This is a genomic window from Halobacillus sp. 12SKB, from assembly GCF_052941655.1.
In genome coordinates, this window is sequence record NZ_JBRFWR010000001.1 from 3,917,628 (window position 1) to 3,938,654 (window position 21,027).

At 43.0% G+C, this 21,027-nt stretch carries 28 protein-coding genes; 11 read left to right on the top strand and 17 right to left on the bottom strand.

The annotated features are described in order from the left end of the window. Positions 1–24: 24 nt before the first annotated feature. Positions 25–225, bottom strand: coding sequence for a YuzI family membrane protein (locus ACQ4XT_RS19700; protein WP_160915304.1), 201 nt, complete (start codon positions 223–225; stop codon positions 25–27). Positions 226–424: 199 nt separating this feature from the next. On the opposite strand from ACQ4XT_RS19700, the gene ACQ4XT_RS19705 reads away from it, so the two are divergent. Next, entirely contained in the window at positions 425–1,402 is a 978-nt protein-coding gene (locus tag ACQ4XT_RS19705; protein WP_446855296.1) for an LCP family protein, read from the top strand. Positions 1,403–1,441: 39 nt separating this feature from the next. On the opposite strand, the gene fabF is transcribed toward ACQ4XT_RS19705, so the two are convergent. Both fabF and ACQ4XT_RS19715 read right to left on the bottom strand, forming a co-directional pair. Beyond that, a complete protein-coding gene (fabF, locus tag ACQ4XT_RS19710) occupies positions 1,442–2,683 on the bottom strand; it encodes a beta-ketoacyl-ACP synthase II (protein ID WP_446855298.1) in 1,242 nt (413 codons plus the stop codon). 18 nt (positions 2,684–2,701) lie between these two features. Then, on the bottom strand, positions 2,702–3,640 hold the full coding sequence (locus ACQ4XT_RS19715; RefSeq protein WP_446855300.1) for a beta-ketoacyl-ACP synthase III: 939 nt from the start codon (positions 3,638–3,640) through the stop codon (positions 2,702–2,704). A 193-nt stretch (positions 3,641–3,833) separates the two neighbouring features. Here ACQ4XT_RS19715 and ACQ4XT_RS19720 point away from each other — a divergent pair, with 193 nt between their 5' ends. Further along, positions 3,834–4,013 (top strand): hypothetical protein, encoded by a 180-nt coding sequence (locus tag ACQ4XT_RS19720; protein WP_446855301.1) that lies wholly within the window; start codon positions 3,834–3,836, stop codon positions 4,011–4,013. 249 nt (positions 4,014–4,262) lie between these two features. Here the strand turns inward: ACQ4XT_RS19720 and ACQ4XT_RS19725 are convergent, their stop codons facing one another. Together ACQ4XT_RS19725 and ACQ4XT_RS19730 are read right to left on the bottom strand one after the other, a co-directional pair. Further along, complete coding sequence (locus ACQ4XT_RS19725; protein WP_446855303.1) at positions 4,263–5,219, bottom strand: BMP family ABC transporter substrate-binding protein; 957 nt, start codon at positions 5,217–5,219, stop codon at positions 4,263–4,265. 87 nt (positions 5,220–5,306) lie between these two features. Beyond that, a complete protein-coding gene (locus tag ACQ4XT_RS19730) occupies positions 5,307–5,828 on the bottom strand; it encodes a hypothetical protein (protein ID WP_446855304.1) in 522 nt (173 codons plus the stop codon). Between the two features lie 135 nt (positions 5,829–5,963). Here ACQ4XT_RS19730 and ACQ4XT_RS19735 point away from each other — a divergent pair, with 135 nt between their 5' ends. Beyond that, complete coding sequence (locus tag ACQ4XT_RS19735) at positions 5,964–6,140, top strand: YjzD family protein (protein ID WP_446855306.1); 177 nt, start codon at positions 5,964–5,966, stop codon at positions 6,138–6,140. Between the two features lie 196 nt (positions 6,141–6,336). Then, positions 6,337–7,155 carry an undecaprenyl-diphosphate phosphatase gene (locus tag ACQ4XT_RS19740; protein WP_446855307.1) on the top strand — a complete coding sequence of 273 codons (819 nt, stop codon included), beginning with the start codon at positions 6,337–6,339 and terminating at the stop codon, positions 7,153–7,155. Between the two features lie 68 nt (positions 7,156–7,223). Here the strand turns inward: ACQ4XT_RS19740 and moaD are convergent, their stop codons facing one another. The 5 genes from moaD to ACQ4XT_RS19765 form a co-directional block, all read right to left on the bottom strand. Then, complete coding sequence (gene moaD / locus ACQ4XT_RS19745) at positions 7,224–7,457, bottom strand: molybdopterin converting factor subunit 1 (RefSeq protein WP_089654271.1); 234 nt, start codon at positions 7,455–7,457, stop codon at positions 7,224–7,226. Next, complete coding sequence (locus ACQ4XT_RS19750) at positions 7,454–7,912, bottom strand: molybdenum cofactor biosynthesis protein MoaE (protein ID WP_446855308.1); 459 nt, start codon at positions 7,910–7,912, stop codon at positions 7,454–7,456. The genes moaD and ACQ4XT_RS19750 overlap by 4 nt, the downstream gene beginning before the upstream one ends. Continuing rightward, positions 7,912–8,430, bottom strand: a complete 519-nt coding sequence (gene mobB, locus ACQ4XT_RS19755; RefSeq protein ID WP_446855310.1) for a molybdopterin-guanine dinucleotide biosynthesis protein B — start codon at positions 8,428–8,430, stop codon at positions 7,912–7,914. Before mobB ends, ACQ4XT_RS19750 begins: the two co-directional genes overlap by 1 nt. Before the next feature lie 174 nt (positions 8,431–8,604). Continuing rightward, positions 8,605–8,889 carry a metal-sulfur cluster assembly factor gene (locus tag ACQ4XT_RS19760; protein WP_089654274.1) on the bottom strand — a complete coding sequence of 95 codons (285 nt, stop codon included), beginning with the start codon at positions 8,887–8,889 and terminating at the stop codon, positions 8,605–8,607. Between the two features lie 104 nt (positions 8,890–8,993). Continuing rightward, positions 8,994–9,758 carry an alpha/beta fold hydrolase gene (locus tag ACQ4XT_RS19765; RefSeq protein WP_446855312.1) on the bottom strand — a complete coding sequence of 255 codons (765 nt, stop codon included), beginning with the start codon at positions 9,756–9,758 and terminating at the stop codon, positions 8,994–8,996. A 182-nt stretch (positions 9,759–9,940) separates the two neighbouring features. On the opposite strand from ACQ4XT_RS19765, the gene ACQ4XT_RS19770 reads away from it, so the two are divergent. From ACQ4XT_RS19770 to ACQ4XT_RS19785, 4 genes are all read left to right on the top strand, one after another. Continuing rightward, a complete protein-coding gene (locus ACQ4XT_RS19770; RefSeq protein WP_446855315.1) occupies positions 9,941–10,759 on the top strand; it encodes a Cof-type HAD-IIB family hydrolase in 819 nt (272 codons plus the stop codon). A gap of 94 nt (positions 10,760–10,853) precedes the next feature. After that, positions 10,854–11,000, top strand: coding sequence for a hypothetical protein (locus tag ACQ4XT_RS19775; RefSeq protein ID WP_202410115.1), 147 nt, complete (start codon positions 10,854–10,856; stop codon positions 10,998–11,000). 2 nt (positions 11,001–11,002) lie between these two features. After that, entirely contained in the window at positions 11,003–11,212 is a 210-nt protein-coding gene (locus ACQ4XT_RS19780; RefSeq protein ID WP_089654266.1) for a DUF3813 domain-containing protein, read from the top strand. Positions 11,213–11,634: 422 nt separating this feature from the next. Next, positions 11,635–12,180: a DUF6944 family repetitive protein gene (locus ACQ4XT_RS19785; RefSeq protein WP_446855317.1), complete on the top strand. Its 546-nt coding sequence runs from the start codon at positions 11,635–11,637 to the stop codon at positions 12,178–12,180. A 32-nt stretch (positions 12,181–12,212) separates the two neighbouring features. Here ACQ4XT_RS19785 and ACQ4XT_RS19790 read toward each other — a convergent pair whose 3' ends face one another. Continuing rightward, the gene (locus tag ACQ4XT_RS19790; protein ID WP_446855319.1) at positions 12,213–12,638 is read right to left on the bottom strand and encodes a hypothetical protein; all 426 of its coding nucleotides are present in this window, start codon (positions 12,636–12,638) and stop codon (positions 12,213–12,215) included. Positions 12,639–12,655: 17 nt separating this feature from the next. Then, complete coding sequence (locus ACQ4XT_RS19795; protein WP_446855321.1) at positions 12,656–13,483, bottom strand: DUF2785 domain-containing protein; 828 nt, start codon at positions 13,481–13,483, stop codon at positions 12,656–12,658. 133 nt (positions 13,484–13,616) lie between these two features. On the opposite strand from ACQ4XT_RS19795, the gene ACQ4XT_RS19800 reads away from it, so the two are divergent. Beyond that, positions 13,617–13,880 carry a NifU N-terminal domain-containing protein gene (locus ACQ4XT_RS19800; RefSeq protein WP_446855322.1) on the top strand — a complete coding sequence of 88 codons (264 nt, stop codon included), beginning with the start codon at positions 13,617–13,619 and terminating at the stop codon, positions 13,878–13,880. A 28-nt stretch (positions 13,881–13,908) separates the two neighbouring features. Here the strand turns inward: ACQ4XT_RS19800 and ACQ4XT_RS19805 are convergent, their stop codons facing one another. Together ACQ4XT_RS19805 and ACQ4XT_RS19810 are read right to left on the bottom strand one after the other, a co-directional pair. Next, a complete protein-coding gene (locus ACQ4XT_RS19805) occupies positions 13,909–14,823 on the bottom strand; it encodes a BsuPI-related putative proteinase inhibitor (RefSeq protein WP_446855324.1) in 915 nt (304 codons plus the stop codon). Between the two features lie 63 nt (positions 14,824–14,886). Next, positions 14,887–15,735, bottom strand: a complete 849-nt coding sequence (locus ACQ4XT_RS19810; protein WP_446855326.1) for a YitT family protein — start codon at positions 15,733–15,735, stop codon at positions 14,887–14,889. 181 nt (positions 15,736–15,916) lie between these two features. On the opposite strand from ACQ4XT_RS19810, the gene fakB reads away from it, so the two are divergent. After that, positions 15,917–16,777 (top strand): fatty acid kinase binding subunit FakB, encoded by an 861-nt coding sequence (gene fakB / locus ACQ4XT_RS19815; protein ID WP_446855328.1) that lies wholly within the window; start codon positions 15,917–15,919, stop codon positions 16,775–16,777. A gap of 132 nt (positions 16,778–16,909) precedes the next feature. After that, positions 16,910–17,836: a DUF4349 domain-containing protein gene (locus tag ACQ4XT_RS19820; RefSeq protein WP_446855330.1), complete on the top strand. Its 927-nt coding sequence runs from the start codon at positions 16,910–16,912 to the stop codon at positions 17,834–17,836. A gap of 126 nt (positions 17,837–17,962) precedes the next feature. Here ACQ4XT_RS19820 and ACQ4XT_RS19825 read toward each other — a convergent pair whose 3' ends face one another. From ACQ4XT_RS19825 to ACQ4XT_RS19835, 3 genes are all read right to left on the bottom strand, one after another. Continuing rightward, entirely contained in the window at positions 17,963–19,375 is a 1,413-nt protein-coding gene (locus ACQ4XT_RS19825; protein ID WP_446855332.1) for an alpha-amylase family glycosyl hydrolase, read from the bottom strand. 202 nt (positions 19,376–19,577) lie between these two features. Beyond that, positions 19,578–20,291: an SIS domain-containing protein gene (locus ACQ4XT_RS19830; protein WP_446855334.1), complete on the bottom strand. Its 714-nt coding sequence runs from the start codon at positions 20,289–20,291 to the stop codon at positions 19,578–19,580. Between the two features lie 10 nt (positions 20,292–20,301). Continuing rightward, positions 20,302–21,024 (bottom strand): GntR family transcriptional regulator, encoded by a 723-nt coding sequence (locus tag ACQ4XT_RS19835; RefSeq protein ID WP_446855336.1) that lies wholly within the window; start codon positions 21,022–21,024, stop codon positions 20,302–20,304. Positions 21,025–21,027: the final 3 nt, after the last annotated feature.

The following is a 21,027-nucleotide window of genomic DNA, read 5'->3' on the forward strand; positions in this document are numbered from 1 at the left end:
TCTTTGAATCCATATTTTAGAAAATTAATCTTCCATAAGAATTAAGGCTGTCGTAATGAATATCAACCCGATAGGAAAAAGATAGCACTCTACCCGTGTGCGGATCAGGATAAAGAATTCAATCCAACTCAACCCGGCAGGAACGAGATTCAAATACGTGATCGTTACCGTTCCTCCTGCAACAGCAAAACCGAAACCAGTTAACAGCAGCATCCAGTACCACATAACTTCATCCCCTCCGGCTCGTCCTCCTATTGCTATCTTATGAAAGCGAATGCCTTGTCATGCGGTGAATTCCCTTTAAATCCTAGTCTTTACTTCATTGGCAATAACAGGTACATTTATTAACAGACAGAATTTTATAAACAAGCTTTTTTAGTGGGTTACGTTTGAAAGGGTGATGAAAGTGTCACAGTCGAGATCCTTGCAGAAACGCAGCAAGAGAAGGCGAAAACGCAAGTTATTTATTGGTATGTATGCTCTTATCTTTTTACTAATCATCAGTTACTCTGGGTACGAATACTTAGCAGGTAAGCATCAAGCGATGAGTCAACAGGCTTCCGCTGCCGAAAGTATCGATCAGGTAGAAGCGGTCGAAAGTATTTATAAAGAAGACTTCAAAGGAAGAGATAACGGGGACGGGAAGATGACCGTTCTGTTATTAGGAGTCGATCAACGAGGGTCTGAGATTGCAAGGACGGATACGATCATGATCGCAGAATATGATCCCGCTTCAAAAGAAGCAAAGGTCGCTTCTTTAATGAGGGACCTTTACGTTGATATCCCCGGGCACGGATACAACAAACTGAACGCCGCATTCGCTTTAGGAGGCCCTGAACTTCTCCGCGAGACTATTGAAATGAATTTAGGAATTGAAGCCGAATATTACTCGATCGTGGACTTTCAAGGGTTTACGCAGATTGTAGACACTTTATCACCAGATGGCATGGAAGTGGATATAGAAAAGAATATGCAGTACCGATCTGGAGATGGAACAACAGACATCCAATTACAAGAAGGAACACAGATCCTGAACGGAGAAGAACTTCTTGGTTATGTGAGATACCGCAGTGATGCGCGAGGAGATTTTGCCAGAGTAGAGAGACAGCAGAAGGTTATTCAATTGATGAAGGATGAACTTCTCTCTTTCCAGGGAGTTCTGAAAGCTCCACGTTTGATTGGGAACATTCAGCCTTTTATTGATACGAACCTAGGTGGAAGTAAAATGATCCAGGTTGGTAAAGAACTTTTACTGAATCCTGTGGAATCCATGGATATGATCAGCATCCCTTCCACTGATAATGTATGGGATGAACGGAAGCCTTACCCGATCGGCCTGGTGCTTAACCACGATGAGGAATCTACGAAACAAACGCTTCACCATTTTTTTGAGCAAGAATAAAGAAAACCCGATGTCTGGCTTCCAGACATCGGGCTTTTTTTATTCTTCGTATTTTTGGAAAATAAGACTAGCATTGTGGCCGCCAAATCCGAGCGAGTTACTCATCACAGTATTCACGTCTTGTTTACGTGCTTCATTCGGAACATAATCAAGGTCACACTCCGGATCTGGAGTTTCGTAGTTGATCGTTGGAGGCAGTATTCCATCGTTAATTGCTTTTAAAGAAATGACCGCTTCCACCGCACCTGCTGCACCCAAAAGGTGACCAGTCATAGATTTAGTTGAAGAAATCGCAAATTTATTCGCATGTTCTTGGAATACCGTCTTGGCAGCATGTGTTTCGAACTTATCATTCAGTTCTGTTGATGTTCCGTGAGCGTTCAAGTAATCAATATCTTCCGGTTTCAAACCAGCATCATCGATGGCTTGTCTCATTGCACGCGCCGCACCATCTCCTTCAGGTGCCGGAGAAGTGATGTGATAAGCATCTCCTGTTGAACCATAGCCTTTCAGCTCGCCATAGATTTTCGCCCCACGTTTTTTCGCGGATTCCAGCGTTTCCATGATCAAAATCCCCGCTCCTTCACCCATGACAAAACCATCACGGTTTTTATCAAATGGACGACTTGCTGTTTGAGGATCTTCATTTAGAGATAAGGCACGCGCAGCTGCGAATCCTGCAAAAGACATTTTGTTCATAGGCGCTTCCGTACCACCAGCAATCATGATGTCCGCATCGCCGCGCTGGATCACTTTAAACGCATCTCCAATGGAGTTTGCTCCTGATGAACATGCGGTAACTGTACAAGAGTTGATTCCTTTAGCACCGAGAGCAATGGATACTTGACCTGCAGCCATATCAGGAATCATCATCGGTATGAAAAACGGACTGACGCGGCGGTAGCCTTTTTTCTGGAATGTCTCAAATTGAGACTCGTATGTTCCCATTCCACCAATACCGGATCCAATCCAAACGCCTGTTCTGTGAGCCACATCATCTGTGATTTCAAGGTTCGCATCCTCAACGGCCATATGGGCGGCGACCATCGCATATTGGACAAACGGGTCCATGCGGCGCGCATCTTTCCGGTCTACATAATCAGAAGGGTCGAAGTCTTTCAGCTCAGCTGCCACGTGTACAGGATAATCTTCTTTATTGACCTTAGTGATTTCCCCTACTCCGGACACGCCATTTTTAATATTTTTCCACATTTCTTCTACCGAATTACCGACGGGAGTAACGGCTCCCATTCCGGTAATGACAACACGATGTTTATCCATCATTTTATTCCTCCTTGGTTACTTCCCCCATCGAAGGGCAACGGCTCCCCATGTGAGCCCGCCACCGAATCCGACAAGAACGACTAGATCATTTTCTTTAATCTTACCTGCCTTCACGTCCTCTGACAAAGCGATTGGAATAGACGCTGAAGAAGTGTTCCCATAACGCTTCACCTGCGTAGACATTTTTTCTTCAGGGATTCCTAAGCGTTGCCTTGCCGCTTCCATTATTCTTATGTTCGCCTGGTGTGGCACTAAATAGTCAACATCCTGTTCACTCAGACCAATTTTTTTAACAACATTGACCGAGGACTCAGGCATTTGTCTCACAGCGAACTTGAACACTTCACGACCATTCATGAACAATGTGTCCTCTGGTGTTTGATACAAGTGAGGTCCACCTGCTCCGTCTGCCCCAAGTTCAAAGGATAGAATTCCTTTATCATCACTTACCGGTCCAATGACTGCTGCTCCTGCTCCATCACCAAAAAGGACGCATGTGTTGCGGTCGGTCCAATCTGTAATTTTAGAAAGTTTCTCAACCCCTACGACAAGAACATTCTTGTAAGCATTCGTTTCAATAAATTGCTTAGCTGTGATGACACCATACATGAACCCGGCACAGGCAGCACTCAAGTCCATAGCCGCCACTTTGTTAGCACCAAGCCTATGTTGAAGCATGGCAGCTACAGATGGAAATGGTGTATCCGGTGTAACTGTAGCAACGAGGATCATATCAAGATCTTCTGCTTTCATATCCGCATCTTTCAAAGCTTCTTCTGCTGCACGAAAAGCTAGATCAGAAGTATCCATATCGTCTGCAGCGATCCGACGTTCTTCAATCCCTGTTCGTGTACGAATCCACTCATCACTCGTATCCACCATTTTCTCCAAGTCTTTATTCGTCAGAACTTTTTCAGGCGCATAGTGTCCAATGCCCAAGAATCCTGCATTCATATATTCATCCCCTTAAAGGTAATATCTAATATCAATTCTTATGACTTGGTACTAATTTTAATTCATCTTGGACTAATCTGCAAGTTTTGTATCAGAGGATCCACGAACTCGTACTTCTTTTTATTTTCTGTTGTACCTGCCTACAAAATACATGACGTTCTTTCATAAATTGTAGCAGAGGAGGTGTGCTTGTATGGGCAAAAGAAAGTCATCCCCATTTGATGATTTTTGGGGATTCCGTCAGCAAGAAGAAGAAAACGAAGGGACAAAGAATTCGGAGCCGAAACTCAATGATCTCTTTCAAGAAGCTTCAAAAACATGGAAGTCCGTGTCACCGATGATTAAACCCATGATTGATAAGTTTAAGAAATAAAAATCTTGTTGTATAAACTACAATGCTGCTGTTACTATTCATATGAGTTATTCCGCTATATGGCAGGATTGTGGATTTTCAAGATACTAATATAGCAAAGGGACGGAGGGGAATGGAGCTCCCGCGGAAAGCGAGCTATTCCCCGCAGCCCCCATCTACTCAACAAAAGTCTCGAAACTCAGTCTTCAAATAAAGGGAGATTAAATGAAATGAATCCATATGAAAGACCTCTGAAGCTGGTTGTCTGCTTCAGAGGTCTTTTTCAGGGAGTTCTCCTGTTTCTTTATAAGTTTCTACGACTTCTTCCATTCTACTGCGGAATTTTTCTGGAATACTTGGGCTGTATTCCCCCATTTTTATCGCGCCTTCCTGAAAATCGAACGTAAGCATTTCTCCAGGTAAGTCTCCGTTCATATAACGCTCCATCGCCAGTTTATAAACTTCATCTACCTTTTGGACGGTACTTGTGAGCACCGTATTTTCAGCAACGGAAGATTGGTCCTCTACATACCCGATGGCATAATGTCCATCATTTTGCGCCTGTTCAATGACCGCAACATTAAAAACATCTCCGGCTGGATAAAAAACATCCGCACCCTCTTCTTTCATCGATTCATAATACATGAGGGCCATCTCTGTATTTTCCCAGCTGTTTGTAAGGGAAATGTCGACTTCGGCCTCCGGGTTTTGATGAATCACACCTTCATAAAATCCTTCTACTTCTGGTTGCCATTCAAATGCTCCAATAATTCCAACACGATCCGATTGTGTCATCTCACCGGCTACCATGCCTGCAAAAAATCCCATGGCTTGTGCATCGAAATTGAGGCTTGTTACATTTTCCGCTGAGAATTGGCCATTAAAGTAGACAAAATCCATCTCAGGATAAACCTCATGCAATTCCCTGAAGTGATTTCCATATAAGCTGCTATGACCGAAGATAACGTCAATCCCTTTGGCTGCAAATTCATCAATCGCCTCGGCTGTATGTGTATATGTGCGTATTCCTTCTTTAAAATAAATGTCTACTCCATATTCCTCCTGGATGGCTTGCAATCCTTTGTATCCCTGCTGTCCCCATGCTTTATCATGGATGGTCGTTTCGACAAGCATGCCGACCTTGATATCTTGTTTATAATCTGGAAGACCTTGACATGCTACAAGGAAAAATAATAGAGAGAGGATCATGATGGACTGTAATTTCACATTCAAGCACTCCTAAGTACCTACTTATATCCTCTCCCTATTCTACATTTTTTTCATAACAAAAGTAAATGACCAACATTGAAAGCTTTAGATTCTTTGAAGCAGCTGCTCACACCGCCACAATGCCTCCACTCTTTCTTTAATGGCCCCCTTATCAACCGCTCGTTTTTCCAGGCGGAATGGCTGCTGATCCAGAAAGCTTTTTAGGAAAGTATCCATAAAGTCTCCAATGTAGGTCGCCTGGTGATCCGTGATCCATTGGCGAAGCTCCTCTTTTTCCTGCGCCCCTGTCTTACGGATATCCATCCATTCACCATAGAGAAGAGGTATTTCAATCCAATCTCTTTCCGTATCTCCATGCCTGATCAACAGTCCATCATCGACCAAATCCACTTCCCATTCATCATTTGATTGTTGGACATGATTTTCTTTATCACTTCGTTGAAAAAAATGCTGAAAATTACTGTTTCTGCCTACATACATATATAGTAGATCACTCTTCGAATCCACAATGGGGTCGATACCGATGACTTCGATTCCTTCTTGAAGAAGACTTGACGTCAAATGATATCCAATCCAATGAAAGCAAGGGTTAATAGTCACCATCATAGGCTATCCTCCTCTTCCTCGTCTTCCTACATTTTATTCAATGGAAACCTCAATCATGAAGCGATTTCATATTTCCTTTTCTTGTACTCTCTGATAAGATAAGGATAGATTGTGTAAAAAATGAGGTGAATAATGATGCGGATGATTTGGACAATCATTTGGGCTTTTCTATTGAGCTTCATGTCCGCTTATGTAGTCAGTAACATGGCTGGGAGCAGTTTCGCTTTCTCCCAAGTCATCATTATGACAATTCTTTTCACCCTTGCTGCAGTTGTTCTAGGGGATGGAATCATCAAAGAAGAAGAAGCATAAGCCACACTCAAGCGTTGCTATCCTTCGGGAGGCAACGTTTTTCATTTGGAAAATGATGAAATCCTCCTCTAGCCACAAGGGCAGGGTTCCTTTATAATCGGAGAGTGTGTGAACAAACGCACAATTGTTCTATCAACAGAAATGGGAAATATAGATATAAAAAAAGGAATACAGACGGGCAGGAGGAACAAATAGTATGGAACAACTATGGTTGATTATAAAATATTTATTTTTGGGGATTTTTCAGGGGTTTACTGAACCCATTCCGATTTCATCCAGTGGCCATTTGGTCATTGCACAGGAATTACTAGGGGTTGAACTGGAAGGACTCACCTTTGAAGTGCTAGTGAACTTTGGATCTCTCGTAGCGGTTTTAATCATTTACCGGGAAGATCTCATTCGATTGATTCAAAATGGATTCGGATACTTATTCAATCGCAGCCAACGCGATCAACAACAGAAAGATGATTTTGATTTCATTATCTATTTAATCATAGGAACGATTCCGGCTGGGGTGCTCGGTGTTCTTCTAGGAGATGCTATTGAAGTTTTATCTACCGTTCAAACGGTAGGCATCACATTGATCATCACAGGGATTGCCCTTTGGTTAATTCGTAACCTGAGAGGACGTAAAGGCGACGGACAGTTAACGTGGAAGGATGCCTTGATTGTAGGGATTGGACAAGCAGTCGCTCTGATACCGGGAATAAGCCGCTCAGGAGCAACGATTGTTGCCGCTATGTTTTTAGGAATGAAACAAGAAACCGCTCTGCGTTTCTCATTCTTGTTATTTATCCCTGTCAGTCTCGGCACCATGCTACTATCCATTGAAGATGTCATTCATCATGCAAGTGCTGAGAATGCCTGGTTCGCATATGTCATGGCCTTTGCGGGATCCGTCGTCGCTTCGTATTTCTCCTTAAAATGGTTCATGGGCATCATGGCTCGTGGCAATCTGAAATACTTTGCGTTTTACTGTTTTATCGTAGGTGGACTTGTGGTGCTATTCTTATAATCCCGAAAAAAGCCGGTACAACTCTAATGGTTGTACCGGCTTTTTCACATAGAATGGGTGTCAAGGATTTAACCCCCGCTAACCGGAGGAATGAAAGCGATGGTATCTCCCTCTGTGATGGTTGTATCTTCAGGAGCAAACTCCTCATTGACTGCCATCATACAATTGTTCACTTGGTCGAGCGAATATTCGGAGCGCACTTTTTCTTTTACCTCTCCTAAAGTCATACCAGCTGCAGCCAACCTCACTTCATCCGTTCCAATCGCTTCCTTCAATCCCGCAAAAAATAAGAGTGTATTCAATTGATTTCCTCCTTTAACGGAACCCCCGGCCGGACCTCTTTTTGGTCTCCAATCCACTCTTCACCGTCTTCCCAATGCTCCTTTTTCCAAATGGGGACGATCTCCTTGATTCTTTCAATTGCATAGCGGCTGGCTTCATAAGAGTCATTCCTGTGGGGAGTAGATACAGCAATGATTACAGCAATATCCGTAATTTCAAGACGTCCGATCCGGTGAGCAATGGCTACTTCTGCACTCGGCCATCGATGCTGGATTTCTCTGGAGATCTGTTCCAGCTTTTTTTCCGCCATATCTTTGTATGTCTCATATTGCAAGTAAAGTGTCCGTTTGCCTTTCGTAAATTCTCTTACCGTGCCGATAAATGTATTCACGGCCCCCGCTTCTCTTCTGATTACCCTTTTTGTTACTTCTTCAATCTCAAGAGGTTCTGTCGTAATCCAACAACGTTGCTCCATCAGGCCCCCTCCTTCGCTAAACGATAGACCTCTGGTAAGCGCTTTCTCCACTCTCTGAGCGATATGACAGGAAAAGATATTTGATCAATCATTCGCTCATCCCAGCATATGACTAATTGGATATTCGTCAATTGGCCAAGCAGAGGCAGATCTTCTTCCCTTTTTATAATGACTGCCTTAGGGTAGTCGTCCTGCTTGTATCCTTCCACAGCAATTAGATCAGGAGAAAAATGCTCATAAATCTCCACTAGTTGCGTGAGAGGAAAATCATCTTCGTGAGATAATTCAAGTTGAAATCTCCGAGGGCTGTCCACTCCTGTCAAAAATGCGCCCGATTCATGCAGACGATAACTATCTGTATCAAGATGCATGACCTTCAGCGGCTCCTCATGACCATGGTGCTTGATTGCAGCAACTTTCTCACCACGATCCGTTCCATAGGCAATTAAATCTGAGAGCAATGAGGTCTTTCCAGTGTTTTTATAACCGACAATTTGAAAAACCGGCGTTTCGGCCATTCGTCTTCCCTCCTTGGTAATCACTCGCACACGTTCAATAACAATGGGGCTTGGATGATGTGCACTGGACCGCGAACGGAACAGAAAAGACAACGCTCTTCGCCGGATCTATCTTCCTTTGTTATGTAAAAACCCCTACCGTCGTTCATACGGCAGGGGCATAGCTTCCATAAATCAATCTGGAATTCCAAGAGCTATTTTTGCATAACGGCTCATACGATCTTTGGTCCAAGGTGGATTCCAAACGATATTCACCTTAATTTCATTCAATTCAGGCAAGTCAGCGAGAGATCGTTTGACATCCTGTTCGATATGACCCGCAAGCGGGCAGCCCATCGCCGTTAAAGTCATCGTTACCGTTGTATCGCCATTGTCATCTATATCGACGCCATAGACCAAACCTAAGTTGACGATATCAATGCCGAGCTCAGGGTCAATGACATTCTCAAGGGCACCCATTGCATTTTCTTCAAGTGCAGTTGTACTCACATTAGTTCCCCCTTCACAATTCTTCAAACTCTATTATAAACAAAATTTCAAAGAGAATAAAATATTCCCACTGGTTACAATACTAACTCCAACCAATTGACCATTTCTATGACAGCGAAACGACTGACTTTATGATCACGCCCGACCTCTCTTAGAAAACGAATATTTTCCGGGTTCTTATATTGAGCGATCGCTTCATTATAAAAATCATAGGAATGATCGAATGGAACAACCGGATCCGCATCCCCATGCCAGAAAAACAATGGACGTCCATAAAGTTTATCCATTTGCTTAGAAAGGTCAATACCTTCAAGTGAGCTGTATAATTCATCAAGGTCTGCCTCTTTCAAAGGAAGTGAAACGCCGGAGTTTTCCACATCCTGTATGAGCTTACGGGCAAATTCAACTGGCTTTGGCGACCCCATCATAACAGCAGAAGCTTGAATCCACGGATACATCGTCAATGCAGCACTCGTCGTAATGCCTCCCATGGACGTTCCACCGACACCAATGCGGCGATCTTTAATGAGATCCTGGCGATCGAGTTCATCTTTTATATCTTGAAGCTCTTTTAAATTTTGATACACGATATCCCAAAACTTGAAGTTCAGTTCCTGCTTCGGCAGCTCTTCGTCACGTTCTCCATGATGAGCGCTATCAGGAAGAATGACCCGGTACCCCTTTTGAGCAAGGAGATATGCTTGGGGTAAATTATGCTCTTTTGCGGAGGTAAAGCCATGGAAGTAAATGAACACGGGCAATGGCTGATCTTGTTTCGCCGAATCGACAACAGTTAGAGCGGGTACATTTTTATAAGTATTACGGTAGATCCCAATCATTGTTCCTATTTCCTTTCTCCAAAAACTTTACGTTTTGTTTAAGTTGTGTTTATAAATAGTTTATATAATATGTATCGTAACACTGCCATCTTTAATTGGAAAGTGTTAGGTTAACTCAAGGGAAATTCTTTACATTCTACCGTTCTCCCCGATAAACTATACATACAAATGAGGTGAAGATTATGGAACGACATCTGATTGCTTTAGATTTAGATGGTACATTGTTAACCGATGAGAAAGTCATCAGTGAAAAAACAAAAAACACAGTCCTTCAAGCTATGAAGCAAGGTCACATCGTAGTTATAGCGACAGGAAGACCACACAGAGCGAGCATTGATTACTATCATGAACTCAGCCTGGATACACCTATGGTCAATTTCAACGGGGCACTGATTCACCATCCGAAAGACCACCGTTGGGATGCCATACACTCACCCTTAGGCATCCGTACAGCTCACAAAATCATTCACACCTGTCAGGAGCTCGGGGTAAAAAACATTCTTGCTGAAGTAAAAGATGAGGTGTACCTGGATCAATATGATGAGGAAATCATGAGTATTTTCCAAACAAAAAACGATCCCATTACCGTAGGACGCCTTCAATCAAACTTGAAAGAAGACCCGACATCCATTCTCATTCATCCAGAAGAAGAAAAAATTCAAAAACTCCGCGATGAATTGGACGATCACGCTGCTTTGATTGATCACCGTAAGTGGGGCGCACCGTGGCATGTCATCGAAATAGTTCGGGCAGGTATGAACAAAGCCGTCGGCCTGGATAAAATCGCCCGATACTTCCACGTTCCGAATGATCGCATCATTGCCTTCGGAGATGAAGACAATGATTTTGAAATGATTGATTATGCTGGCGTAGGTGTAGCGATGGGAAATGCGATCAATGAATTGAAAGACCTTGCCAACCATATCACCTATTCAAATGAAGAAGATGGAATCGGCGCATTCCTCGATGACTATTTAAAAATAAACAAGCGTGCGATATAAGGTACATTTTTCCTCGCGTAAAAAAAGGCCCTTCTGCCATACTAAGCTTGAACGTGAAAGCGTTCAGGCTTTTTTATGACAGGAGGGTCTTGTCATGGAGCAGCAAAAGAAAACCAATCGTAAACAGGATCGCTGGACAGAAGTTCGAAAATTCGACGAGAGCGAGATGGAGCCGAAAAGGCTTTCAGAAGCGAATCGTAAAGAAATCGAAGCTGACCAGCATACGGTAGGAGGGTTTTAACCATGGAGAAAAACCTTTTTGAAAACGCGCGCGATGCGGTCAACCGTTTCACCCAAAAACGTGGGGGCAAACATGACGCGACTAGCCAACATGATATGGAAGCCGCGAAACAAGCGATTCAGTCTGCCTATAGCCAATGTTCTCAAGAAGAGAAACAACAGCTACAGCAGTTTGAACAAGAAGTGGAAGCTCACCACAACAACTTACGATAACCATCGTAGAGAATCAGGCCGTTTACAAACGGCCTGATTCTTTTTAAATGAAAGCTCCCACCGTGGATGACTTCTGCCATTTTGTTGAAAAACTATGAGTAATAATAGGTGTTTTCATGCAAGTGTGGTTTATGGAGTTATAAACTTGTCTTATCGGGTATATAATGAGTACCCCCTAATGATTTTCTAAATACATCGAAGCGCCCGATTGAGTGCACAATCGGGCGCTTCGATGTATTTATGGACAAATGCTTCTAAACTTTTCAGTACCTGAAGATCGGGATAATTAAACTCCACCTTCGTCCGCAAAACAAAGACAGCTCTCCCCATAATTCATGATGTCGTGCGGTTACATTACGATCCTCCTCTTTCTTATCACCATCAGACCATTCCGGAGTACCATAAAGAGAGGAGGAATAAACATGGGCAGTAAGAACGACCAAACTCTGATCGGCTCTTGGATTGTTGCAGCGGGAACAGTTGCTTCAGCGGTAAATGCGTCGATCAATGCCAATACTGGTGATGACCGTGAAGGTCTTGATCTCATCGGCAATACCCTGCAGGCCACAGGAAACGGCGTTGTTGCGAATGATTCAGACTCTATCCTTTCTGCGTCAGGTAATATCATTCAAGCAACTGGAAACTCAACGATCATATACAGTATTCTAGGCGATCTAAATAGAAGAACAGATCTTAACCTTGTTATAAAAGGAAATTTGTTACAAGCATTGGGAGGGGTTATTGGATTTTCGGAAACTTACGAGGCGGATCCTTCTTTAACTAACATGTACAAATTAAATGGAGAATTATTACAGGCGGTTGGGAATTCTATTCAGGCGATTGCTGCAGGACGTGAATTGAAAGAAATGGATGCCAGCCATTTTGCTGCACTTGGAAGTTGGATACAAGCAATTGGAGCCATTATTGTAGCCCTTGCCATTACTAAACAGGAATGGAGAAGAGCATAAAATACATAAAGGCCGGGAGCATTCCCGGCCTTTTACTCAAATCGGTAATAAGACTTCTTCAATGTGATTGCATATAGGACATGCCCGATCAACCAATACAGGATCGCTGTCCCATCTGTCAAAGCTGGGGTCTCTTTAATGGCCAGTATCGTCAACGGTACATAGGTGGTGGCAGCAACGGCTGTAAGCAAAAGAGCGAGCCCCCAGCGATTGCGATTGGTTTCCTTCAACTTATGCATAAAGGCATAACTATATAGGATACCGATGATCCAGGAAATAATCATGTGGAAAAGCCACTCCATGAAAACAGGCCATTCAATGTCACCAATCACAGGGATAAAATCCACATTCATAAGCAAGGTGTACACTTTCTTCCCTGTTATTTTTTCGACAAACCACATATACAAACCAAGAACAATACCTGATGTTGTTCCTATAAAGATACCCCATCGAATCATAAGCAGCCTCCAAGGTTTTAGTAAGCTTCCTGTTTCCTAAGTTCCCTTAATAGCATCTCTAAAACCTGTCTGAGCTCTCGATAATCCCCTTCGAGCATACGGAAGTAAAGAGCTCTCATAAAGTGTTTGCTGTTATTGATGATGATATCCTCATTTGGGTCCTGCCAGGTGTCCCGGACGTAAAGCAATGTTTCCAGCCACTCGACCCGCTCCGCATGGCTGATCTTACCAAACATTTTCATGACCGCTGTCACCATCCGCTCCTCTTCATCAAAAAGATACGGATGATCAATCAGGAACTGATCTCTGATTACAGGCAGCATAGCGAGAATTTCTTCTTTTGTTATTTCTTCACAGGCAGCGACACTGTAGATCGCGTCAGCCGCATGCGCCATCGCATGGGCCCATCCTTTATCTTTCACATATCCGCGATGATCTTTTTCCTGCTGCATATATTTTTTCAAGTGATCCCACACACGATGGACTTCTTCTTCCTTCAAAAACGGGGCATGTCTGTGCTTTTCCATGATAGGCGGAATGAGCAATACGGAAAAACTGCGTTTAAACACAGCATCCTCTTCTTTTTTTGATGTTCCAATTCGGTAGAATAAATAGTTCTTGTTCAATACAGACTGCAAAATATTCTTTAACTGTTCATTTGAATAATGACCACGTTCAATAAACGTTGTAAATATAGAATGGATCAAATCATCTCGCAATACAGGATGGACAGATCCGATTTTTTGTAGCATCATAGTGGTGAGCTCTTGTAAGTTTTGACCTTCAGGCAGCGTGTAATCATTATCTTTGATCGGTTGTAACACTTCAATCAATCTTGATTCCATCGCACACACCTCCTAAACATTGCTCTCATTGTACCACAGATATAGGGCAATCATATATCCAGGAGGTTCAGAGTTTTGAAGGTTATTATTTTTTGATAAAATAAGAGGAGACGTAACAGAGGAGGACACTATTATGACAATTCAAGTACAGGAAACACCAAACCCTAATGCACGTAAATTTACGACTGAGTCTATGATTTTCCAAGGGGACGGCAGCGTGTCTGTCATGCCTGGTCAAACAAGTGAACATAAAATCATGAATGACTTGATGGAACTGGATGGCGTTGATAACGTTTTTGGCTTCCAAAACTTCATCACAGTCAATAAGCTCCCTCAAGCCGACTGGGAGGAATTGACCCCTAAAGTAATGAGTACACTAGAAGAATACGGTTATTAAAAAAAATCCGCCCTAATGGCGGATTTTTTTATTCTTCCGGCTGGAAGTTTTCTAATGGGATGTAATTCACATTCGTAGGACTTCCATCTTGTGCACTTTCTTCAAACAATGTAAGGGTTAATGTTCCAAACATCGGAAGGTCTTCTTCAGGAATATCAATCTCAAGCTCAAATGTAGACCATGAAGGAGCTCCTTCATCGACTTGGAAGGCTGTTGGTTCTACTTGCACATTATGACCGTCTTCGACACTGTACATGAAGCTTCCTTCAAACACACGTGCCTCTCCTTTCACTACATACGAACCTTTTTCTCCTGTCACAGTAAGATCACGGAAAGCCTGGCCATCTCCATCATGGTGAGAGGTTGGGGTTTCTTTTTCAGAGCTTTCTTCCGCTGACTCTTCGTCCTTTTCTGTGTCCTCTTCAATCGTAAAGCTTTGAGTCACTTGGAAAGGATTTGCTTCCAATGGTTGATCATTGATCGTATTCACAAGAAAAGTCATGGTTGCTTCATAAGTTCCAGGTTTATCAATTCCCGTCCACGTTTCTTTCACATCAAAGACATCCCCTTGAGACAATTCTTCTGTCGTCAATTCCTGGGTGAACATTTTATCAGCAGAGAAGGTATACACACTCTCCCCCGCTTCATTCTTGACCTGTATTTCGTACTTTTGACTGGAAGTAAATCCTAGCGTGACCGGTTCTTCCCCTGCATTTTCTAAGGAAAAGTTAAAGGTCGCCGTGTCTGCTGTCGTATCAATCGTCGCGTCCATGGCTATTTGTTCAATAAGAGCCTGCACGTCCACTTCTGGTTCCTGTTCAGATGGTTCTTCCGTCATCTGGTCCTCCTTTTCTTCTCCACTCGCTTCGTTTTCTGTTTCATTCCCACAAGCTGCTAACGAAAGCAGCATGGTTCCTAACAAAATGACCAAAAACTTTTTCATGACCCCACTCCTCTATTTTTTTCTATTTATTACATGAGTCGTTTGTTTATGGAAAAGGTTTCACTATTGGTCATCTTTTCTGAAGAAACCGAAAATACCAGTGGTTTGCACAATGTTCGTGAATGCTTGAGGATCCACTTCCTGAATAATATGTTGCAAATCGTACAGTTCATATCTAGTGATGACCATGACAAGCATATTCTTATCCTGCTGTGTGAAAGCTCCTCTAGCCGGCAACGTAGTAATCCCACGCACCATATGTCCGTGAATCGCTTTTTCTAAATCGGCTGCTTTCGATGTAATGATCATCGCCGTCAGTTTCTCATGACGTGTATGGACCGCATCAATGACCCGGGTCGTCACATACAATGTCAGCAACGTGTAGAGCGCATTCTCCGGCTCATACAGTAACCCTGCAATAGCAATAATCGCGCTGTTAAGTATAAGAAAATAAATGCCGATCGGGCGGTCTTTCATCCGGGACAGTACCATCGCTACAATATCGAGACCACCGGTGGAGGCACCCCATTTCAAAGTAATTCCAACACCCATTCCACCGATAACTCCACCAAACACAGCATTCAGGATGATATCCTCAGATAACTGCTGGACAGGAATCAATTCAAGAAATAGAGTGGTAAAAGCGACGGATATGGCACTGTAAACAGTAAACCCTTTGCCCACCTTCAGCCATCCAAGAATAGCGACTGGAATGTTAAGTAAGAATAGTAGAATACCTGTACTAACCGGGATTCCGGCAAAATCATTCAAAATACTAGTGAGCAACTGGGCAACCCCCGTAAACCCACTCGCATAAACATTAGCTTCAATCAAGAATAAATTCAGCGAAACCGCATTTAACACGGCGCCGAACAGAACAATCAAGATACGTTTTATTTCAACAGTAAACACAAGCGAACCTCCTAGCCTAAATTCATCTATTCATTTTTATCACCGTAGTAGAGTAAAATCAAGATAATTTTAGTAGAATCATGTAAAGTTTTGTCGAATGGTTTGCATCCGGTATATTTTGACTATCTCACGTTTTGTGCCTAAACTAAAAGTACATCCTATAAAATAGAAGGTGACGCGTATGCATGTACAAGTATTGTGTGATTCTGCAAGTGATTTGAACCAAGAAATGTTCCAGAAACTTTCCATCCAATCCCTTCCACTAAAAGTCATCATTAACGACGAAGAATATGAAGACGGCATTGATATCACTCCAAAAGAAGTGTACGACCGGATGCGGAATGGAGAAGCACCTAAAACGGCCCAAGTATCCCCTCAGGCTTTTCGAGAAACGTTCACTACTTTAGCTGAAAAAGGACAGCCTTTCATTTATTTTGCTTTCTCTTCCGAACTATCAGGTACATACCAAACAGCAAAAATGATTGAACAAGAAGTAAAAGAAGAATATGAGAACGCCCAATTTGATGTCATTGATACAAAAGCCGCTTCGCTTGGCTACGGGCTCATTGTTCTAAGAGCTGCAGAAATGGCAAAGGATGGCGCCTCTTACAATGAAGTGCTTGAACTTGGACAATACCACTCTGCTCACATGGAACACATCTTCACAGTCGATGACCTGGAATACTTACAGCGTGGAGGTCGTGTAAGTCGAACAGCCGCATTTGTAGGAGGATTGTTGAAAATCAAGCCACTCCTGCATATGGAGGATGGAAAACTTATTCCTCTTGAAAAAATCCGCGGTTCGAAAAAAGTATTGAAGCGCATGCTCGAAGTTATGGATGAGCGTGGAGCAGACTTTCAAAACCAACGGATGGCCATCAGCCATGGAGATGATCTGGAACGAGCCGAACAGCTTGCGGAAATGATCAAAGAAACCTATGGAACAAAAGAAATCCACATTGATTATGTGGGAGCAACCATTGGAGCCCACTCCGGGCCCGGCACCATTGCCCTGTTTTTCTTGAATGACACTTATAAATAAACATTCCCAAATACATGTAACCCTACTCCCTTAATTACGACTAATAACTAAAGGCGCTGGGAGGTTGGGGATGCTCTTTCAATGGAGCGTTCCACCTCCTGTCCTGCCTAGTCTAATTTAGGGGGTCTTTTTATGTACAAAAAAAGAAGAATGATCTTACTTATTTTCACCCTCATCATGCTGCTCGCGGCGTGCAGCGGAGAAGACAGCAACGAAGAGATCGCAAGTGAGGAATCGACAAGTGAAAGTACTTTGGACCGTACCAATGACTCGATGGACACAGGTACAGAAGATGCACCGAAAACGGGGCTAACGGATGCACCAGAAGCAGCGGAAAATGAAACAGAGCAAACGGAAGCTCAGCAAGAGAGAATGATGATCTATGAAGCACACATCGATATTGAAACCAAGGATTTTGACAAGTTCCAGGAGAACCTTCAGACCCAAATGAATGAACAAGAAGCTTATATGGTGGAAACCAATGTTCAAAGGACCGAACGCGGAAACAGGCAGGGTCATATTCGGATCCGCGTCCCTCAACCAAATTTTGAGGCCATGCTAAGTGGGTTCAATAATATATCAGATCAAATCAAATCCAGGAATATTAATAGTAGAGACGTAACGAAGAACTATGTGGATCTTGAATCCAGGTTAAAAGCAAAGGAAGAAATCGAAGCAAGGCTTCTAAGTTTTTTGGAAGAAGCTAGTGCAACAGAAGACTTAGTGGAAATATCTCAGGATCTGGAACGCGTCCAATCAGACATTGAATCTCTTAAGGGCGAGATGAACTACTTAGAAAATCAAAGTGACTTTTCCACTATAACCATTTCCTTTACTGAAACCAAAGTCATTGTCGGTGGTGTCGATCAGCAAGACCTGAACACATGGGAGCGGACAAAACAAGCCTTTTTCAACAGCATCAACGGGATAGCAAATATTGCTTCCTGGTTGTTCGTAGCAGCGATAGGTTACTCTCCAGTCCTTGTACCCATTCTAATTGTCTCCGCCTTGTGGATTTGGCGCCGCAAGAAAAGAAAGAGCACATCTGCTGACCAATAACCCCTTTCCACAAGTTGTATGTTTGGGGTTGAAAGACACTAAAGAAGATATAAAGGACGTTGACGTTCTACAGATAAAGCTTGCAAAAATATACTCAAAAAAAAACAGGCCTATATGGGGCCTGTTTTACGTTTTATCCGCTTTGCGATTCTTCAAGCTGATCACGATGACTGCTAGGACAAACAAGGAGAGGACTCCACCTACGAATCCTATAAACAACCAATTGTAGCCACTATTCGGTTCCACAATGAAAACATCGGCTGTTTCACGCTCCATTCCAAGACGGTAGGAGCCATCGCTTTGCTGACGGACAAGCCCATCGTGGAGCAAACCTCTCAATTGGTGGTCATCTTCCAGCCCTTCCAGAGTCATCGTCCGGGTCTCTTTAGCATTATTGATGGCAATAACCATTTCATTTTCCTCATAGGTGCGTTTGAAAACGGCGAGCCCGTCCTCGTTATACACTTCGCGGTAATCCCCTCTGGTGAGGGCCGGGAACTGTTCTCTCATTGAAGTCAGTTTTTCTATCCGCTTTTTCAGTTTTTCATCCCCGGCCTTAAAATTCATCATCGGGAGGTTTTGCGGATCTCCCCCATCATCTAATGGGGTTTCCGTTCCGTAGTACACCACCGGGATACCCGGCACCGTAAATACATGCGTTAAAGCCAGCTGCCACCTTGTGATAGGGTTTTGTCCTTCTTCGACAGCTTCATGTGTAAAACGGGACACGTCATAAAAGTCAAGCTGATGCGGTTGTGTAAGATCTTCTTCTGTTAAAAGGTTATTTAGAGTGTTTCCAGCTTGACTAAAAGCCTCTCTAGTCACTTCTCTAAACGTATGATCTTCTTTAGTTGATGAGTTGTACACAATAAGTGAATCATCCTGTAAGGACGTTTCACTTAAATGCGAACCATTCGTGATGGTCCTGAAACCATCCACCCCTGTTTTTTCTTTCCAATAATCCATTGTTTCTTTGAAGTAAGTGCCTACATCTTTCTGATTCACATCGACTTGAAGCATTTGATCAAACCACGGATGCTCGCTTGAGACTTCTTCCCCTGTCAGCCACTCGGACTTAGTATCATTCTCTGCCCACGGATGGCTTTCAGATACAAATCCTATAGGAAGATCAAAAATCACTTTTATATCACGGGCGTGCGCTTCTTCCACAACTTTTCTCGCTTCTTCCATCGTGCCGAAATGTTCTTCAACATTACGGAAGTCTGAAATATGGAAGCCGTGGTAACTATCCCCCTCATTCTTCATAATCGGGGAAAGTTGGATAGTAGTAAAACCCAATTCTTTTATGTAATCCATTTGATCTACAATCCCAGGTAAATCCCCCCCGTGATAAGCCTGGGGATTTTCCAAATCTGCGCCCTTATTGTTGTTCATGTCTCCGTTCATGAACCGATCGACAACAATATAATAAACGCTTTCATCCTGCCATTGCCTCTCTCCACTTTCCTCAGCCTCCGTCGCGATAGGTAACCCCAGCAAAAACGGGAGGCATGCCAACAGCATTATTGCTCTTTTCATCTTTTGTGTCCCCCTTACAGATGTCATACCTCACTCTAGATTATCCCTTCCAACCTTCCTCCGTCAATCGCCTGCCCGATTATCCATGAAATTGACACAGGTCACCTAAAAAAAAAAACAGACCTATGGAAGGTCTATTTTATAACCGAACGTGTTCATTTAGCATAAACTCCAGATTGTTGGATAAAACAACACCCCTCATTTAGAAAGAGATGCGTTTGTAGGCCTGCATCATATTTTGGTTATGTTGGTCAGAGCCATCAACATTACCACTCTTGAAAACAGGAGGGTTTTCTCCACTTTCTCCGATTCTCTCAATCGTTCTTGTCATGAGCTCATGTAAAATCCCTGCTCCTATTACTGAAGAAACTGGTGAATAGGATTGATCTCCTTTTTGCATGATCGTATCCCCAACCGGAACTTCCATGTCAATGACCTCATCTACAACATCCTCAATCCTGTAGTTACTGTGGTGCCGCGAATATTGACTTTCTTTATAATCCAAAGAGGTCAATCCCACGGTGTACAAACCTTTCTCCCTACAATAAATAGCTGTTTCAATAGGAGCTGGATTTCGTCCGGATGTAGAAATAATGAGGACCGCATCTTTTTTCTGCAAGTCTTCCTTCTCCAAATAGGGCTGAACCACTCCAGATTTTCGTTCACTTTCACTAGCTTGCCTTGCTCCTCGATGCAGCATCAATTCTTCTATCCATATCGGATGCACAGGTACCAGTCCTCCCGCCCTGTAAAAAACGTCCTGAGCAAGTAAGCTGGAGTGGCCACAACCAAATGTATGGACAATCCCTCCTCCTTGAATAATTCGGGAAAGGTTTTCACTAACTTCAGCAAATTTATGAAACTGAGAAGATTCAATGTCCAACAATTTCTGGGATACTTTTGTTAAATAGCTCATCTCGAACTCCTTATCGATCAATATCCGTGATGAATTTATAACGATCCGCACGATAGGTGGATTTAACGACTTCAAACGGAACACTTTGAGCAAGAAAGCTTTTTCGTTCGATATGAAGCACTGGCGAATGAGGAGAAATATTTAAGTGTTCGGCTTCTTCCTCATCGGCAGCACGCGCTTCGATAATCTGGCGTGCCTGGCTGATGGCCATGTCTAAATCGTGCTCTACATAATGATAGATCGATCCATGGACAATATCTTCGGTTAAATTTGGCAGTAATTTTTCAGGCATAAAAGTAGTTTCGATGGCCATAGGTTTATCCTCAGCTATCCTTATCCGCTGAATACAGTACACTTTTTCCTCTTCTTCCAAATTCAGCTTTTCCTGAATATCTCTTGGTGCTGCAATGACATCAAAGGCTAGCAGTTGACTGCTCGATGTCATGCCTCTCTGTTTCATGTCTTCCGTAAAACTCGTCAAACCTTTTAGCGGCTGTTCGAGTTTCTTTTCTGCCACATATGTCCCTTTTCCTTTTTCACGATAAAGGACTCCTGCATTTACCAAATTCGTCACTGCCTGCCTTACGGTCATACGACTGACTTCAAACTGCTCGGAAAGCTCACGCTCGGATGGGATCATTTTACCGACCTCATACTCTTGTTGCTCTATTTTTTCCTTCAAATACTCTTCAATCTGATAATACAGTGGTAACGGAACGTTTTTCTTTAACAAAGG

Bases quoted from the DNA above. Each gene is read 5' to 3' on its own strand.
- ACQ4XT_RS19700 (WP_160915304.1), bottom strand. From the start codon at position 225: ATGTGGTACTGGATGCTGCTGTTAACTGGTTTCGGTTTTGCTGTTGCA.
- fabF (WP_446855298.1), bottom strand. From the start codon at position 2,683: ATGGATAAACATCGTGTTGTCATTACCGGAATGGGAGCCGTTACTCCC.
- ACQ4XT_RS19715 (WP_446855300.1), bottom strand. From the start codon at position 3,640: ATGAATGCAGGATTCTTGGGCATTGGACACTATGCGCCTGAAAAAGTT.
- ACQ4XT_RS19720 (WP_446855301.1), top strand. From the start codon at position 3,834: ATGGGCAAAAGAAAGTCATCCCCATTTGATGATTTTTGGGGATTCCGT.
- ACQ4XT_RS19730 (WP_446855304.1), bottom strand. From the start codon at position 5,828: ATGATGGTGACTATTAACCCTTGCTTTCATTGGATTGGATATCATTTG.
- ACQ4XT_RS19735 (WP_446855306.1), top strand. From the start codon at position 5,964: ATGCGGATGATTTGGACAATCATTTGGGCTTTTCTATTGAGCTTCATG.
- ACQ4XT_RS19740 (WP_446855307.1), top strand. From the start codon at position 6,337: ATGGAACAACTATGGTTGATTATAAAATATTTATTTTTGGGGATTTTT.
- ACQ4XT_RS19750 (WP_446855308.1), bottom strand. From the start codon at position 7,912: ATGGAGCAACGTTGTTGGATTACGACAGAACCTCTTGAGATTGAAGAA.
- mobB (WP_446855310.1), bottom strand. From the start codon at position 8,430: ATGGCCGAAACGCCGGTTTTTCAAATTGTCGGTTATAAAAACACTGGA.
- ACQ4XT_RS19760 (WP_089654274.1), bottom strand. From the start codon at position 8,889: ATGGGTGCCCTTGAGAATGTCATTGACCCTGAGCTCGGCATTGATATC.
- ACQ4XT_RS19765 (WP_446855312.1), bottom strand. From the start codon at position 9,758: ATGATTGGGATCTACCGTAATACTTATAAAAATGTACCCGCTCTAACT.
- ACQ4XT_RS19770 (WP_446855315.1), top strand. From the start codon at position 9,941: ATGGAACGACATCTGATTGCTTTAGATTTAGATGGTACATTGTTAACC.
- ACQ4XT_RS19775 (WP_202410115.1), top strand. From the start codon at position 10,854: ATGGAGCAGCAAAAGAAAACCAATCGTAAACAGGATCGCTGGACAGAA.
- ACQ4XT_RS19780 (WP_089654266.1), top strand. From the start codon at position 11,003: ATGGAGAAAAACCTTTTTGAAAACGCGCGCGATGCGGTCAACCGTTTC.
- ACQ4XT_RS19785 (WP_446855317.1), top strand. From the start codon at position 11,635: ATGGGCAGTAAGAACGACCAAACTCTGATCGGCTCTTGGATTGTTGCA.
- ACQ4XT_RS19790 (WP_446855319.1), bottom strand. From the start codon at position 12,638: ATGATTCGATGGGGTATCTTTATAGGAACAACATCAGGTATTGTTCTT.
- ACQ4XT_RS19795 (WP_446855321.1), bottom strand. From the start codon at position 13,483: ATGGAATCAAGATTGATTGAAGTGTTACAACCGATCAAAGATAATGAT.
- ACQ4XT_RS19800 (WP_446855322.1), top strand. From the start codon at position 13,617: ATGACAATTCAAGTACAGGAAACACCAAACCCTAATGCACGTAAATTT.
- ACQ4XT_RS19805 (WP_446855324.1), bottom strand. From the start codon at position 14,823: ATGAAAAAGTTTTTGGTCATTTTGTTAGGAACCATGCTGCTTTCGTTA.
- fakB (WP_446855328.1), top strand. From the start codon at position 15,917: ATGCATGTACAAGTATTGTGTGATTCTGCAAGTGATTTGAACCAAGAA.
- ACQ4XT_RS19820 (WP_446855330.1), top strand. From the start codon at position 16,910: ATGTACAAAAAAAGAAGAATGATCTTACTTATTTTCACCCTCATCATG.
- ACQ4XT_RS19825 (WP_446855332.1), bottom strand. From the start codon at position 19,375: ATGAAAAGAGCAATAATGCTGTTGGCATGCCTCCCGTTTTTGCTGGGG.
- ACQ4XT_RS19830 (WP_446855334.1), bottom strand. From the start codon at position 20,291: ATGAGCTATTTAACAAAAGTATCCCAGAAATTGTTGGACATTGAATCT.